The following is a 15367-nucleotide window of genomic DNA, read 5'->3' on the forward strand; positions in this document are numbered from 1 at the left end:
CGTGATTGACGAGATCCAGAAGGACGCACAGAGCCGCATGAAGAAGAGCCTCGATGCTCTTCAGCACAACTTCAAGAAGATCCGCACCGGTCGGGCGCACCCCAGCATCCTGGAGGCGGTGACCGTCGATTACTACGGCGGACAGGTGCCGATCCACCAGGTGGCCTCGGTCAACATCGAGGACGCGCGGACCCTGGCCGTGGTGCCCTGGGAACAGCAGATGGTGCCCAAGGTCGAGAAGGCGATCATGACCGCCGAGCTGGGCCTGAACCCGGCGAGCGCGGGCAACGTGATCCGCGTGCCGATGCCGATGCTGACCGAGGAAACGCGCAAGGGCTACATCAAGCAGGCGCGTCAGGAGGCCGAGAGTGCCCGCGTGGCGGTGCGCAACGTCCGTCGCGATGCCAACGGCGACATCAAGGCGCTGCTCAAGGACAAGGACGTCAGCGAAGACGAGGCGCGCCAGGGTGAGGAAGCGGTCCAGAAGCTCACCGACAAGACCGTCACCGAGATCGACAAGGCCCTGGAATCCAAGGAACACGACCTGATGCAGGTCTGAGAATGGGCCGACGGCACCCACGGGTGCCGTCGTTCATGGAACGCCACACCCGCCATGCGAGACCTCATGACGTCATCCCAGTCTCCCGAGCCCCGTGCCGACGGGGATCGCCTGCCGCATCACGTCGCCATCATCATGGACGGCAACAACCGCTGGGCCAAGGCGCGCGGCATGTCCGGCGTGCGTGGCCATCATGCCGGGGTCGAGTCGGTGCGCGCGGTCATTCGTCGCGCCGCCGAGCGTGGCGTCGAGACGCTGACGCTGTTCGCGTTTTCCAGCGAGAACTGGAAACGGCCCGCCATCGAGGTCAGCGCGTTGATGGAGTTGTTCTTGATCGCGCTGAAGCGCGAGGTCAAGAAGCTGCATCAGCACGATATCCGTCTCTCGGTGATCGGCGACCGGAGCGGCTTCTCGTCCGCCATCCAGCAACACATCGAGCAGGCCGAGGCGCTGACCGCCGATAACCGTGGCCTGCATCTGGTGATCGCCGCCAACTACGGCGGCCAGTGGGACATCGCCCGGGCCGCCCGGCGACTGGGCGCACGGGTGGCCGACGGCACGCTGGCGCCGGAAGCGATCGACGAGGCGTCGCTCGGGGCCGAGCTGAGTCTCGCCACCCCGGTGGACCTGTGCATCCGTACCAGCGACGAGAAGCGCATCTCCAACTTCCTGCTCTGGCAGCTGGCCTACGCCGAGCTCTATTTCTCGCCGTTGCTGTGGCCCGACTTCGATGCCGAGGCCTTCGACCAGGCCCTGGACGATTTCGCCGGCCGCAAACGCCGCTTCGGCATGACCGACGACCAGGTTGAGGCCCAGCAAGGTGCTTAAACAGCGAATCATTACCGCCGCCTGGTTGGCGCCGCTGGCGCTGGCCGGCCTGTTCGGGCTCTCGGGGAGCGCCTTTTCTGCCTTCACCGCGGCCATCGTGCTGCTCGCCGCCTGGGAGTGGGCCAACCTGGCCGGCTTAGAGGCCGGCTACCGCCGCCTGGCGCCGGTGATCGGCCTGGGCCTGTCGATGGCATTGCTGGGCCTGATCGGCCAGCACCAGGCGAGCTGGCCGCTGTGGCTCGGCGCCCTGGGCTGGCTGCTCAATCTGTATTGGGTGATCGCCTATCCCGAGCGCCTCGCCCAATGGCACTCCAGCGGCATGCGCCTGGCCATGGGGTTGTGGGTGCTGCTGCCGACCTGGGTCGGCTTCAACGTGCTGCGCGAGACCGGCGGCGTGTGGCTGCTGTTCGTGCTGTTGCTGGTGTGGGGCGCCGATATCGGCGCCTACTTCGTCGGCAAGTCCCTCGGCCGGCGCAAGCTGGCGCCGAGTGTCAGTCCCGGCAAGACCCGGGAAGGCGTGTTCGGCGGGCTGGTGGTGGCCGAGCTTCTGGCGTTGGTGTTCGCCGACTGGCAAGGGCTGGCATTCGGCGCCACCCTGGCGCTGCTGGCGGCCACCGCCGTGGTGGCCCTGGCCTCGGTGGTCGGTGATCTGCTGGAAAGCATGCTCAAGCGCCACCGCGGCCTCAAGGACTCCAGCCGCCTGCTGCCCGGCCACGGCGGGGTGCTCGATCGCATCGACAGCCTGTGCGCCGCCGTGCCGCTGTTTGCCCTGCTGCAGGCGGGAGGATTCGGCGCATGAGCCTGCCGCCGTCCGTCACCGTATTGGGGGCCACCGGATCGATCGGCGTCAGCACCCTGGATGTGCTGGCGCGTCATCCCGAACGCTATCGGGTCCATGCGCTGACCGCCCATCGTTCGCGCGAGACGCTGTTGGCGCAGTGCCGGACGCACACCCCGGCGCTGGCGGTGCTCGAAGGCGAGGGCGATGCCGCCTGGCTGCGTGAGCGGCTGCGCGAAGCGGGGCTCGCCACCGAGGTGCGCTGTGGCCCCGAGGCGTTGGTCGAGGTCAGCGAGGCGCCCGAGGTCGATGTGGTCATGGCGGCCATCGTCGGCGCCGCCGGGCTGCTGCCGACGCTCGCCGCGGTGCGTGCCGGCAAGCGGGTGCTGCTGGCCAACAAGGAAGCGCTGGTGATGTCCGGGTCGCTGTTCATGGAGGCCGTGGAACGCCACGGCGCGACCCTGTTGCCGATCGATTCCGAACACAATGCCATCTACCAGTGTCTACCCGCCGAGCACCGTGGTGGGCTCTCCCGCCACGGCGTCACCCAGCTGTTGCTGACCGCCTCCGGCGGCCCCTTCCGCGGCTGGTCACGGCAGGCGCTGGCCGGCGTGACGCCTGAGCAGGCCTGCGCCCATCCCAACTGGTCGATGGGGCGCAAGATCTCGGTGGACAGCGCCACGCTGATGAACAAGGGGCTCGAGCTGATCGAGGCCTGCTGGTTGTTCGATGCCCACCCGTCGCAGATTCAGGTGGTCGTGCATCCGCAGAGCGTGATTCACTCGATGGCCGCCTATGCCGACGGCTCGGTGCTGGCCCAGCTGGGCAATCCGGACATGCGCACCCCGATCGCCTATGGGCTGTCCTGGCCGGAGCGCATCGATGCCGGGGTGGAGGCGCTGGATCTCTTCCGGGTCGCGCGGCTCGACTTCGAGCCCGCCGATGAGTCCGCCTTCCCCTGCCTGCGCTTGGCGCGTGAGGCCATGGAGGATGGCGGCACGGCGCCGGCGGTGCTCAATGCCGCCAACGAGATCGCCGTTGAGGCCTTCCTCGATGGTCGGCTGGGGTTCGCCGAGATCGGCGAGCTGGTATCGCGGGTGCGCGAGGCCTGTCCGTTCGAGCCCGCCAACGAGCTGGACGGCATTCTCGCCGCCGATGCCCGGGCGAGGCGTGAGGCATGGGCCTGGTTGGGGCGTCGCTAGCGCTTCTTTCGTTAATCTTACCGGAGACAGCCATGGGTCTGATCCAGAACGTGTTGGCCGTGATCGTGGTGCTCGGCCTGCTGATCACCTTCCATGAGTTCGGCCACTTCTGGGTCGCCCGACGCTGTGGCGTCAAGGTGCTGCGTTTCTCCGTGGGCTTCGGCAAGCCGCTGTGGTCGCGGGTCGACCGCCACGGCACCGAATTCGCCGTGGCGGCCATCCCGCTGGGCGGCTACGTCAAGATGCTCGACGAGCGCGAGACCCCGGTGCCCGACGCCGAGCGACACCTGGCCTTCAATCACAAGGGCGTCTGGCAGCGCATCGCCATCGTCGCCGCCGGTCCGTTGGCCAACTTCCTGTTGGCGCTGGTCGCCTATTGGTGCCTGTTCGTGGTCGGTACCAGCACCGTGGTGCCGGTGGTCGGCGATGTCACGCCCGATTCCCCCGCCGCCCGCGGCGGCCTGGTCGAAGGCCAGGAGATCACCGCGGTGCAGGGCGAGGCCGTGCGCTCCTGGGAAGACATCAACCTCGAGCTGGTGGCGGCCATCGGTGCCAGTGGCGAGCTGACGGTGAAGGCCCGCGACGAGGGCGCAAGCCAGGCCCGCGAGCACAGCCTGCCGGTACAGGACTGGTTGGTTCGCCAGGACCCGCCGCGGCCGCTGGCGACGCTTGGCGTGACGCCGTGGCGCCCGCGCTTGCCGGCGGTGCTCGGCCAGGTGGTGTCGGGCGAGCCGGCCGCCGAGGCGGGCCTGGCGGTAGGCGATGAGATACGCGCGATCGAGGGCGAGCCGGTGGCGGACTGGGCCGACTTCGTGCGACGGGTGCGCGGTCATCCCGGTGAGGCGCTGTCGCTGGACGTGGCCCGCGATGGCGAGCTCCGCGCGCTGACGCTGACGCTGACGCCGCGGCCGAAGACCCTCGAGGACGGTTCCACCATCGGCCACGTGGGCGTCGGCGTCGAGTCGGTCGCCTGGCCCGAGGAATATCGTCGCGAGATCCGCTACGGGCCGCTGGCCGCCGTCGGGCAGGCCGTCTCGCGTACCGGTGAGATGACGCTGCTGACGTTGGACTCGATCCGCAAGATGCTGGTCGGGCTGATTTCGCCGTCCAATCTCTCCGGCCCCATCACCATCGCCCGGATCGCCGGCGATTCCGCCCGTTCCGGGCTGGAGAGCTTCATCGGCTTCCTGGCCTACCTGTCGATCAGCCTGGGGGTGCTCAACCTGTTGCCGATCCCGGTGCTCGACGGTGGCCACCTGCTGTATTACTTGGTAGAAGCGGTGCGCGGGCGGCCGGTATCCGAACGTGTTCAGGCCGTTGGCCTGCGAATCGGACTGACGCTGGTCGGCACCCTGATGCTGATGGCGCTGTATTTCGACCTGATGCGGCTGTGGTAGGCCGCGTCGCGGCTTGTCAGTTACCCGTGCGAATGTATAAGGTGCCTGTCTGGACAGGTAGGCAGATCAACGCGAGTGAATCGACTGCATGAAGATCAAGACCATCGGACTGGCGGCGCTGCTGCTCGCCGGCGCCGGCAGCGGCGCGGCACAGGCGGAAACCTTCGACGTAAAGGACATACGAGTGGAGGGGCTGCAGCGCGTATCGGCGGCCTCCGTGTTCAATGCCTTTCCTGTCAATGCTCCCGACCGCGTCGATGACCGCGAGCTGGCCGCGGCGGCGCGAGAGCTGTTCGCCACCGGCCTCTTCGACGACATTCAGCTGGCCCGCGACGGCGACGTGCTGATCATCGAGGTTGCCGAGCGCCCCACCATCACCGCCCTCAACATCGAGGGCAATAGCCAGATTCCCGAGCAAGACCTGCGTCGCGGCCTGCGCGAGGCGGGCCTCGACGAGGGGCAGGCGCTGCAACTCTCGACCCTGGAGGAGATCCAGCGCGAGTTGTCCGGCGTCTATCAGGCTCAGGGGCGCTACAGCGCGAGCATCGATACCGAGGTCGAGCAGCTCGGCCAGGGCCGCGTTCGGGTCAATATCGATATCGACGAAGGCGCGGTGGCCAAGATCCGTCAGATCAACATCGTCGGCAACCAGGCGTTCGACGAGGCGACCCTGCGCGACGTCCTCGACCTGGAGGACCGGCCCGGTTGGTTCTTCGGCTGGTTCTCGAGCGATCAATATTCCCGACAGGCCCTGTCCGGGGACCTGGAACGACTGCGTTCCTATTACCTGGATCGCGGCTACGTCAACTTCAGCATCGACTCCACCCAGGTCTCCATCGGCCCCGACAAGTCGAAGATCTTCATCACCATCAACGTCGATGAGGGTGAGCGCTACCGCCTGGGCGACATTCGCTTCGCCGGCGACCTGCGCATCCCCGAGCGCGAGGCCCGGGAACTGCTGCAGGTGCAGGGCGGCGAGACCTTCTCACGCAGCGACGTGACCGCCTCGTCGGAGGCGCTGCGTTCGCGGCTCGGCGCCGAGGGCTTCGCCTTCGCCAATGTCGATGGCATCCCCGAGACGCGCAGCGATGGCAGCGTCGACCTGACCTTCCGTGTCGAGCCCGGCAACCGGGCCTATGTGCGACGCATCGAGTTCGTCGGTAACACCACCACCGACGATGAGGTGCTACGCCGTGAGATGATCCAGATGGAGGGCGCCCCGGCCTCCACGGAATCGATCAGTCAGTCTCGCGAGCGTTTGCAGCGGCTGGGCTTCTTCAAGCAGGTCGAGGTGCAGACCGAGCCGGTGGCCGGCTCCGAGGATCAGCTCGACGTCACCTACAAGGTCGAGGAGCAGCCGTCCGGCTCGATCTCGGCGAGCCTCGGTTTCTCCCAGAGCGCCGGCGTCATCTACGGCGCCTCGCTGTCCCAGAACAACTTCCTGGGGACCGGCAACCGGGTCAATGTCAGCGCCCAGCGCAGCGATACCTATACCAATCTGAACTTCGGTTTCACCGACCCCTACTGGACCCTCGACGGCATCTCCCGCGGCTATAACCTGTTCTACCGGGAGACCGACTACGAGGATTCCGATATCTCGACCTACTCGACGGATGCCTACGGCGGCGGCATCAGCTTCGGTTATCCGATCAACGAGCTGACCCGGATCAATATCGGCGCCGATGTCGAGGACCTGACCATCGAGACCTACAACGATACGGCCTCGGAGATTCAGCGCTACATCGACGAGGAGGGTGATAACGCCCAGGCCTTCAAGCTGACCGCCAGCTGGACCCGCAACGACTTGAATCGTGGCATCATGCCCACCGCGGGCAACTACCAGCGGCTGTCGCTGGAGACCACGGTGCCCGGCAGCGACGCCGAGTACTATAAGCTACGCGCCAGGGCCCGCCACTTCTTCCCCATGAACGAGGAGCAGACCTGGTCGTTCAAGTTGCGCGGTGAGGTCGGCTATGCCGACAGCATCGGCAATGATCCCTACCCGTTCTACGAGAACTTCTATACCGGTGGCCTAGGGGCGGTGCGTGGCTTCACCAGCAACACCCTGGGGCCGAACACCACACCGCCGGTGGATGGTGATGGTGACGAGGATCGCACCCTGGGCGGTAACGTGTTGGTCGAGGGCGGTGCCGAGTTGTTATTCCCGATGCCTTTCGTCGAGGACAAGCGTTCGGTGCAGCCGTCGTTGTTCGTCGATGCCGGCAATACCTTCCTCACCGACTGCTATGCGGTCCGTGATCAGGAGGCCGGGCGTTCCAGCTGCAGTTCGGGTGTCGACCTGGGCGAGCTGCGCTACAGCGTGGGCCTGGGAGTGTCCTGGTTGACGCCGGTGGGGCCGTTGACCTTCAGTGTCGCCGAACCGCTCAATGCCGAGAGCGAGGATGATACCCAGTTCTTCCAGTTCTCGCTGGGCCAGACCTTCTAGACCGCGCCGTCGGCGCACGGCCTCCCTGCGGGAAGGGGAGGCCGGCGAACATCACGGTCCCAGGGGCCTCGACTCTTGCCAATGACGGAGTCGGGGCCCATCGATATCGAACCAGTGTGGCGGTCCGAGGTCCACAGAAGGGCTGCGCGGTTTAGCGCCCCTGACGAGCGTGGTGGGTGAGGGCGACCGGAGGTCGACTGCCGCCGACGCAGAGTATTTCCCTAACCGACATCGGGTTCCCATGACTCAAGACTCTCCTTCCCTGACGCTGGCCGAGATCGCCACCCAGCTGGGGGCCGACCTCCAGGGTGACGGTGAGCGCCGCGTGCGTGGGCTGGCCACGCTGCGCGATGCCGGACCCGATCAGATCGCCTTTTTGGCCAATCGTGCCTACCTCAAGGACCTGCCCGAGACCCAAGCCGCGGCGGTGCTGCTGCATCCCAACCACGCCGTGGAGAGCCCCGTCGCCTGCCTGACCCTCGACAACCCCTACTTGGGCTATGCCCAGCTGTCGCGGCTGTTCGACCCGCTGGTCGGCCGCGAGGCGCCGGGCGTTCACCCCTCGGCGGTGGTCGCCGAGGGCGCTCGCCTGGGTGAAGGCGTGGTGATCGGTGCCCAGGCGGTGATCGATGCCGGCGCCGAGCTCGGCGACGGGGTGATCGTCGGCCCGGGGTGCGTGGTCGGTGCAGACACACGGATCGGCGCCGGATCGCGGCTGCACGCCAACGTCACCGTCTACCATGGGGTCGAGGTCGGCGCGCGGGTCATCCTGCATAGCGGCTGCGTGATCGGCGCCGACGGCTTCGGCTTCGCCCACGATGGCGCCGGCTGGCACAAGATCGCCCAGCTCGGCGGGGTGTTGCTGGGCGACGACGTCGAGGTGGGTAGCTGCTCGAGCATCGATCGTGGTGCCCTGGGCGATACCGTGATCGGCGAAGACGTCAAGATCGACAGCCAGGTGCAGATCGCCCACAACGTGCAGATCGGCGCGCACAGCGCGCTGGCCGGCTGCGTGGGCATCGCCGGCTCCACGCGGGTCGGCCGTCACTGCATGCTGGGCGGTGGCGTGGGCCTGTCCGGGCACCTGACCGTCTGTGATGGTGTCCAGGTCACCGGCATGAGCCTGGTCACCAATTCGATTCACGAGCCGGGGGTCTACTCCTCCGGCACCGGCGCCATGGAGAACGCCCAGTGGCGCCGTAGCGCGGTGCGCTTCAAGCAGCTCGATGACATCGCTCGCCGGCTGCAGCGCCTGGAAAAAGCCGGGCGCGATGCTTGAGGCCGTCCCCTCGGACGGTATAATCCCCGCCCGTTCGTCGCCAAGCACGCGGCGTCGGGCGCGCCCGCGATGCGAGGCATTCTGTCATTTCAGAGGTTGCTACGATGGTAATGGACATTAACGAGATTCGTGAATATCTGCCCCACCGCTATCCGTTCTTGCTGGTGGACAGGGTGACGGAACTCGCCCTCGGCGAATCCATCGTTGCCTACAAGAATGTCAGCATCAACGAGCCGTTCTTCAATGGCCACTTCCCGCATCACCCGATCATGCCGGGTGTGTTGGTGATCGAGGCGCTGGCCCAGGCCTGCGGCATCCTCGGCTTCAAGACCGTCAACAAGCTGCCCGCCGACGGTTACGTCTACTATCTGGTCGGCAGCGATAACGTGCGCTTCAAGCGTCCGGTGATGCCCGGTGACCGGCTGGAGCTGCGCGCCGATGTGATCCGCGAGAAGCGCGGCATCTGGAAGTTCGCCTGCAAGGCCAGCGTGGCCGGAGAGATCGCCTGCGAGGCCGAAATCACCTGTGCCGAGAGGAAGGTCGCTTGATTCATCCCACCGCCATCGTAGACCCGGACGCACGCCTGGCCGATGACGTCGAGGTCGGTCCCTTCAGCGTGATCGGTGCCGACGTCGAGATCGGCGCCGGCTCGCGGATCGGTCCTCATGTCGTGATCCAGGGCCCCACGGTGCTCGGCGAGCGCAACCGGGTCTTCCAGTTCGCCTCGGTCGGCGAGGAGTGCCAGGACAAGAAGTATGCCGGCGAACCCACCCGGTTGGTGATGGGCGACGATAACATCGTCCGCGAGGGCGTGACCCTGCATCGCGGCACCGTTCAGGATCGTGGTGAAACGATCATCGGCTCGCGCAACCTGTTCATGGCCTATGTGCATGTCGGCCATGACTGCGTGATCGGCAACGACTGCATCCTGGCCAATCAGGTGACCCTGGCCGGGCATGTGACGCTGGGTGATGTAGTGATCATCGGCGGCCTGTCGGCGATCCACCAGTTCTGTCACTTCGGTGCACACGCCATGGCCGGCGGTGGCTCGATCATCACCAAGGACACGCCCGCCTACGTGATGATCAACGGTAATCCCGCCCAGGCCCACGGCCTCAACCTGATCGGCCTGCGTCGCCGCGGCTTTTCCAACGAAGCGATCCGTGCGCTGGGCGAGGCCTATAAGATGGTCTACCGCCAGGGCATGACCGTGGAGCAGGCGCTCATCGAGATTCGCACGCAATACTCGCTGCCGGAGACCGAGGCGTTCGCCGCCTCCATCGAGGTCTCGTCCCGCGGCATCGTGCGCTGAGCGACATGACGATCACGCGCGTCTACCTGGTGGCGGGTGAGCTCTCCGGCGACATCCTCGGGGCCGGCCTGATGCGCGAGCTCAAGGCGCGCCATCCGGGAGTCGAGTTCCGGGGCATCGGTGGGCCGCGCATGCTCGAGCAAGGCATCGACAGCCGCTTCCCGCTGGAGACCCTCTCGGTGATGGGGCTGGTCGAGGTGCTCAAGCATCTGCCCGGTCTCGTTCGCGTGCGCCGCACGCTGCGCCAGGACGCCCTCGCGTGGCGGCCCGACATCGTGATCGGCATCGATGCCCCGGACTTCAACCTCGGGCTCGAGCGGGCGCTGCGCGAGGCCGGCCTGGTCACCGCGCATTACGTCAGCCCCTCGGTCTGGGCCTGGCGCCAGGGGCGGGTCAAGGGCATCGCCCGCTCGGTGGATGCGATGCTGACCTTCCTGCCCTTCGAGGCCGCCTTCTACGCCCGGCACCGCGTGCCCGTCGCCTTCGTCGGCCATCCGCTGGCCGACGAGCTGCCGTTGGTCAACGACCGGACCAAGGCCCGCGAGGCCCTGGGCCTGCTCGAGTCGGGGCCGCTGCTGGCGCTGTTGCCGGGCTCACGGGCCAACGAGATCCGCTTTCTGGGCGCCACCTTCCTGGATGCCGCCGAGCGGCTGTGCCGCCAGCGCCCGGCGCTGCGCGTGGTGATTCCCGCCGCCACCCCGGATCGGCGCGCCGAGCTCGCGGCGCTGCTCGAGGAGCGCGAGACGCTGCGCGAACGGGTGCTGCTGGTCGATGGTCGATCCCGCGAGGCCATGGTCGCCGCCGATGCGGTGCTGCTGGCCTCCGGCACCGCCGCGCTGGAGGCCATGCTCTGCCATCGGGCGATGGTGGTCGCCTACCGCATGGCGGCGATGACCCACTGGCTGGCCAAGCGGCTGGTCAAGACGGAGTGGATCTCGTTACCCAACCTGATCGCCCGGGAGACCCTGGTGCCGGAGCTGATCCAGGATCAGGCGACCCCCGAGGCGATCGCCGCCGAACTCGCCGTGCCGCTCGACGATGGCGAGGCGCGCGCGGCCCTCGAGGCCCGCTTCGCGAGCATGCACGAAGGGCTGCAGCGCGATGCCAGCCGGCGTGCGGTGGACGCCGTCGAGGCACTGGTGGCACGACGCGCGCTGCCGGATTCCGTCGCCCCCGAGATCGAGGAAAACGCATGAAGGCCGAAGACTTCCCGCCGCTGGTCATCGATTACCGTGGCACGCGTCTGGCCGGCGTCGACGAGGTCGGGCGCGGCCCGCTGGTGGGGCCTGTGATGGCCGCGGCGGTGATCCTCGATCCCGCCGCGCCGATCGATGGGCTCACCGACTCCAAGAAACTGACCGCCAGGCGCCGCGAGGCGCTGGACGCCAAGATCCGTGAACGCGCCCAGGCCTTCGCCGTCGCCGAGGCGAGCCCCGGCGAGGTCGATGCGCTGAACATCTATCATGCCACGCATCTGGCCATGCGCCGGGCCATCGATGCACTGGCGCCGGCCGCCGAGTACCTGCTGGTAGACGGTAATCGCCTGCCCGGGCATCATGTGCCCGGGCAGGCCGTGGTCAAGGGCGATGCCCGTCATCCGGCGATCGCCGCGGCCTCGATACTCGCCAAGGTGGCCCGCGACGCCGGCATGCTGGCGCTGGACGCGCGCCATCCCGATTACGGCTTCGCCCGCCACAAGGGCTATCCGACGCCCGAGCATCTGGCCGCCCTGGCGCGCCTCGGCGCACTGCCCGAGCACCGTCGCTCCTTCGCGCCCGTCAAGCGTCAGCTGAACCCGCGCTAGCGGCGCCGTGCACCGCCTCAGGGTTGGGCCGCCACCGAGCCCGAGCGGCTCGCGGATGGCCACCAGCGCGCCGGAAAGCGCCCTGGCGTGGCGGCCAGGGTCGGCAGCGTAGGCCGGTCGCCTGTGGGTTCCCTGGCACCATGACAGACAGCGTCGCCCCATTTCCCATCATCAAGCCCGAGTCCACCATGACCGCTCCCTTCGTCCATCTCCGTGTTCACAGCGAATTCTCCCTGGTCGACGGCCTGGTGCGTCTCAAGCCGCTGATCAAGGCGGCAGGCAACCAGGGCGTGCCGGCGGTGACGCTCACCGACGAGGCCAATCTCTTCGCCCTGGTCAAGTTCTACGGTGGCGCCCAGGGTGCCGGCCTCAAGCCGATCATCGGCGGCGACTTCTGGCTCGCCAATCCCCATGACGCGGCGCATCCCTACCGCTTGACGCTGCTGGCGATGAACGACGTCGGCTATCGCAACCTGACCGAGTTGATCTCGCGGGGCTGGGTCGAGGGGCAGCGGGATGGCCATGCGCTGCTGGAGCGCCGCTGGGTGCTCGAGCAGAGCGAGGGTCTGATCGCGCTGTCCGGCGGGCGCGAAGGCGACGTGGGGCGTCACCTGCTGACCGATCATCACGCCGAGGCCCGCGCGTTGCTCGAGGAGTGGCAGGCCGCCTTCCCGGGGCGCTACTATCTGGAGCTGACCCGTACCGGGCGGGCGCTGGAAGAGGAGTGCGTGCACCTCTCGGTCGAGCTGGCCGTGGCAACCGGCACCCCGGTGGTGGCCACCAATGACGTACGCTTCCTCGAGCGTGAGGACTTCTGGGCCCACGAGACCCGGGTGTCGATCGGCGAGGGCAAGGCACTCGACGACAAACGCCGCGAGCGTCGCTATACCGAGGAGCAGTACTTCAAGAGCCCCGAGGAGATGAGCGAATTGTTCTCGGACATCCCCGAGGCGCTCGAGAACAGCGTGATGATCGCCGCGCGTTGCAATGTCGAGGTGCGGCTGGGTGAGATCTTCCTGCCGGAGTACGGCATCCCCGAGGGCATGACCCAGGAGGAGTTCTTCCGCAAGATCTCCCACGACGGCCTCACCGAGCGCCTGGGCTTCCTCTACCCGGCGGCGCGCTACCCCCGCGACGGCGCCGAGTATGCCGAGATCGATGCGCGTTATCGCGAGCGGCTCGATTTCGAGCTCAACATCATCCTCGAGATGGGCTTCCCGGGTTACTTCCTGATCGTGATGGACTTCATCCAGTGGGCCAAGGACAACGACGTGCCGGTCGGCCCGGGGCGGGGGTCCGGCGCCGGTTCGCTGGTGGCCTACGCCCAGAAGATCACCGACCTGGACCCGCTCGAATACGACCTGCTGTTCGAGCGCTTCCTCAACCCGGAGCGGGTCTCGATGCCCGACTTCGACGTCGACTTCTGCATGGAGAAGCGCGACCGGGTGATCGACTACGTGGCCGAGCGTTACGGGCGCGACGCCGTCTCGCAGATCGTCACCTTCGGCACCATGGCCGCCAAGGCGGTGGTGCGTGACGTGGCGCGTGCCCAGGGCAAGCCCTATTCGTTGGGCGACAAGCTCTCCAAGCTGATCCCCTTCGAGGTCGGCATGACGCTTGGCAAGGCTATCGAAGAGGAGCCGGCCCTCAAGGAGTACCTCGACGACGACGACGAGGCCCGCGAGATTTGGGACATGGCGCTCAAGCTCGAGGGCATCACTCGCGGCACCGGCAAGCACGCCGGCGGCGTGGTGATCGCGCCGACCAAGCTGACCGACTTCTCGCCGCTGATCTGCGATGAGGATGGCAGCGGCCTGCGCGTTCAGTACGACAAGAACGACATCGAGGACGCCGGGCTGGTCAAGTTCGACTTCCTGGGCCTGCGCACGCTGACCATCATCGATTGGGCGCTGGAGATGGTCGACAAGGTGCGTGCCACGGAGGGGCAGGGCTCCCTCGACATCGATGCCATCCCGCTGGACGACCGGCCGACCTTCGAGATGCTCAAGAAGGCCGAGACCACGGCGGTGTTCCAGCTCGAATCCCGCGGCATGAAGGAGCTGATCAAGCGCCTGCTGCCGGACTCCCTGGAAGACATGATCGCCCTGGTGGCGCTGTTCCGCCCCGGCCCGCTGCAGTCGGGCATGGTCGATGACTTCATCAACCGCAAGCACGGCCGGGCCGAGGTCTCCTACCCCCACCCGGACTACCAGCACGAGCTGCTCAAGCCGGTGCTCGAGCCCACCTACGGCATCATCCTGTACCAGGAGCAGGTGATGCAGATCGCCCAGGTGATGGCCGGCTACAGTCTCGGCCAGGCCGACATGCTGCGTCGCGCCATGGGCAAGAAGAAGCCCGAGGAGATGGCCAAGCAGCGTGCCGGCTTCCTGGAAGGCTGCGAGGCCAACGGCATCGAGGCGACCCTGGCGGGCAACATCTTCGACCTGGTGGAGAAGTTCGCGGGCTACGGCTTCAACAAGTCGCACTCGGCGGCCTACGGGCTGGTCTCGTACCAGACGGCCTGGCTCAAGGCGCATTATCCGGGCCCCTTCATGGCCGCGGTGATGTCCACCGAGATGGACAACCTCGACAAGGTGGTGCCGCTGATCGAGGAGTGCCGCCACCTGGGGCTCACGGTGACCCCGCCGGACGTCAACGTCGGCGGCTACAAGTTCACCGTCGATGATCAGGCGCGGGTGGTCTATGGCCTGGGCGCGATCCGCGGCGTCGGCGAGGGCCCCATCGGCGCCATCGTCGAGGCCCGCGAGCAGGACGGCGCCTTCCGAGACCTGTTCGACTTCTGTAAGCGGGTCGATCCCAAGCGCATGAACAAGCGCACCCTGGAGGCGCTGATTCGCTCCGGGGCGCTGGATAACCTGGGCCCGAGCCGAGCGGTGATGGCGGCCTCGCTGGAGGCCGCGCTCAAGGCCGCGGCCCAGAACCAGACCAACCAGAACCTGGGCATGATCGACATGTTCGGCGAGGCCTTCGTGGCCTCGGACGAGGCGGACGCCGCCGACGTCTACGCCGACTATCGCCGGGTGCGCGACTGGACCGACAAGGAGCGGCTGTCCGGCGAGAAGGAGACCCTGGGGCTCTACCTCACCGGCCACCCCATCGACGAGTACGAGAAGGAGCTCGAGCGTTTCGTCTCCACGCGTATCGGCGATCTCAAGCCGTCTCGCGAGCCGCAGCGGGTCGCCGGGCTGGTGGTGGGCATGCGCACCATGAAGTCCAAGCGTGGCGATACCATGGCCTTCGTCACCCTGGACGACCGCACCGGACGCATCGAGGCCTCGCTGTTCGGCGAGCTGTTCGACGCCGTGCGCGGCCGGCTCGATACCGACCAGGTGTTGATCGTCGAGGGCGAGGTGCAGAGCGACGAATACTCCGGCGGCCTGCGTCTGCGCGGCAAGGAGATCACGCCGATGGTCGACGCCCGCACGCGCTATGGTCAGGCGGTGGAGCTGGCGCTGGACGGCGAGCGCGTCAACGGCCGGCTGGTGGACCATCTGCGCGACAGCCTCACCCCCTATCGCAACGGCGATGGCCTGCCGGTACGCTTGCGCTATCGTCATCCCCTGGCCAGCGCCTGGCTGGAGCTGGCCGAGGAGTGGCGAGTCACGCCCTCCGACGAGCTACTGATCGCCCTGCGCGAGGTAGAGGGCCAGGACGGCGTGCGGCTGCGCTACCGTTGACGATCGCCGTGCCGACAATATGCATGCACCTTGGCCTGCCTTGCGTGGGCGTGTCAGGGTGCGA

Annotated in this window: 12 protein-coding genes; all 12 read left to right on the plus strand. The window is 67.3% G+C overall.

What is annotated here, in order from left to right; translation table 11 throughout:
• The first annotated feature begins 1 nt into the window (after position 1).
• The 12 genes from frr (at position 2) to dnaE (ending at position 15303) form a co-directional block, all read left to right on the plus strand.
• A complete protein-coding gene (gene frr / locus ETC07_RS04565; protein ID WP_136247331.1) occupies positions 2–559 on the plus strand; it encodes a ribosome recycling factor in 558 nt (185 codons plus the stop codon).
• Positions 560–625: 66 nt separating this feature from the next.
• Positions 626–1387, plus strand: a complete 762-nt coding sequence (uppS, locus tag ETC07_RS04570) for a polyprenyl diphosphate synthase (protein ID WP_240724558.1) — start codon at positions 626–628, stop codon at positions 1385–1387.
• Positions 1380–2186: a phosphatidate cytidylyltransferase gene (locus tag ETC07_RS04575; protein WP_136247333.1), complete on the plus strand. Its 807-nt coding sequence runs from the start codon at positions 1380–1382 to the stop codon at positions 2184–2186. Before uppS ends, ETC07_RS04575 begins: the two co-directional genes overlap by 8 nt.
• A complete protein-coding gene (ispC, locus tag ETC07_RS04580; RefSeq protein WP_136247334.1) occupies positions 2183–3367 on the plus strand; it encodes a 1-deoxy-D-xylulose-5-phosphate reductoisomerase in 1185 nt (394 codons plus the stop codon). The genes ETC07_RS04575 and ispC overlap by 4 nt, the downstream gene beginning before the upstream one ends.
• 32 nt (positions 3368–3399) lie before the next feature.
• Positions 3400–4764, plus strand: coding sequence for a sigma E protease regulator RseP (gene rseP, locus ETC07_RS04585; RefSeq protein WP_136247335.1), 1365 nt, complete (start codon positions 3400–3402; stop codon positions 4762–4764).
• Positions 4765–4852: 88 nt separating this feature from the next.
• Positions 4853–7210, plus strand: a complete 2358-nt coding sequence (bamA, locus tag ETC07_RS04590; protein WP_240724559.1) for an outer membrane protein assembly factor BamA — start codon at positions 4853–4855, stop codon at positions 7208–7210.
• A 241-nt stretch (positions 7211–7451) separates the two neighbouring features.
• On the plus strand, positions 7452–8489 hold the full coding sequence (gene lpxD, locus ETC07_RS04595) for a UDP-3-O-(3-hydroxymyristoyl)glucosamine N-acyltransferase (protein ID WP_136247336.1): 1038 nt from the start codon (positions 7452–7454) through the stop codon (positions 8487–8489).
• A 104-nt stretch (positions 8490–8593) separates the two neighbouring features.
• Positions 8594–9037 (plus strand): 3-hydroxyacyl-ACP dehydratase FabZ, encoded by a 444-nt coding sequence (gene fabZ / locus ETC07_RS04600; RefSeq protein ID WP_136247337.1) that lies wholly within the window; start codon positions 8594–8596, stop codon positions 9035–9037.
• Positions 9034–9801 carry an acyl-ACP--UDP-N-acetylglucosamine O-acyltransferase gene (gene lpxA / locus ETC07_RS04605; RefSeq protein WP_136247338.1) on the plus strand — a complete coding sequence of 256 codons (768 nt, stop codon included), beginning with the start codon at positions 9034–9036 and terminating at the stop codon, positions 9799–9801. The genes fabZ and lpxA overlap by 4 nt, the downstream gene beginning before the upstream one ends.
• A 5-nt stretch (positions 9802–9806) precedes the next feature.
• On the plus strand, positions 9807–10997 hold the full coding sequence (lpxB, locus tag ETC07_RS04610) for a lipid-A-disaccharide synthase (protein WP_136247339.1): 1191 nt from the start codon (positions 9807–9809) through the stop codon (positions 10995–10997).
• Positions 10994–11605 carry a ribonuclease HII gene (rnhB, locus tag ETC07_RS04615; RefSeq protein ID WP_136247340.1) on the plus strand — a complete coding sequence of 204 codons (612 nt, stop codon included), beginning with the start codon at positions 10994–10996 and terminating at the stop codon, positions 11603–11605. The genes lpxB and rnhB overlap by 4 nt, the downstream gene beginning before the upstream one ends.
• Positions 11606–11793: 188 nt before the next feature.
• On the plus strand, positions 11794–15303 hold the full coding sequence (dnaE, locus tag ETC07_RS04620) for a DNA polymerase III subunit alpha (protein WP_136247341.1): 3510 nt from the start codon (positions 11794–11796) through the stop codon (positions 15301–15303).
• Positions 15304–15367 lie beyond the last annotated feature (64 nt).

It is taken from the genome of Halomonas borealis (genome assembly GCF_004798905.1).
Classification (GTDB): domain Bacteria; phylum Pseudomonadota; class Gammaproteobacteria; order Pseudomonadales; family Halomonadaceae; genus Halomonas; species Halomonas borealis.

Bases quoted from the DNA above. Each gene is read 5' to 3' on its own strand.
- fabZ (WP_136247337.1), top strand. From the start codon at position 8,594: ATGGTAATGGACATTAACGAGATTCGTGAATATCTGCCCCACCGCTAT.
- rseP (WP_136247335.1), top strand. From the start codon at position 3,400: ATGGGTCTGATCCAGAACGTGTTGGCCGTGATCGTGGTGCTCGGCCTG.
- ispC (WP_136247334.1), top strand. From the start codon at position 2,183: ATGAGCCTGCCGCCGTCCGTCACCGTATTGGGGGCCACCGGATCGATC.
- dnaE (WP_136247341.1), top strand. From the start codon at position 11,794: ATGACCGCTCCCTTCGTCCATCTCCGTGTTCACAGCGAATTCTCCCTG.
- uppS (WP_240724558.1), top strand. From the start codon at position 626: ATGACGTCATCCCAGTCTCCCGAGCCCCGTGCCGACGGGGATCGCCTG.
- rnhB (WP_136247340.1), top strand. From the start codon at position 10,994: ATGAAGGCCGAAGACTTCCCGCCGCTGGTCATCGATTACCGTGGCACG.
- bamA (WP_240724559.1), top strand. From the start codon at position 4,853: ATGAAGATCAAGACCATCGGACTGGCGGCGCTGCTGCTCGCCGGCGCC.
- lpxB (WP_136247339.1), top strand. From the start codon at position 9,807: ATGACGATCACGCGCGTCTACCTGGTGGCGGGTGAGCTCTCCGGCGAC.
- lpxD (WP_136247336.1), top strand. From the start codon at position 7,452: ATGACTCAAGACTCTCCTTCCCTGACGCTGGCCGAGATCGCCACCCAG.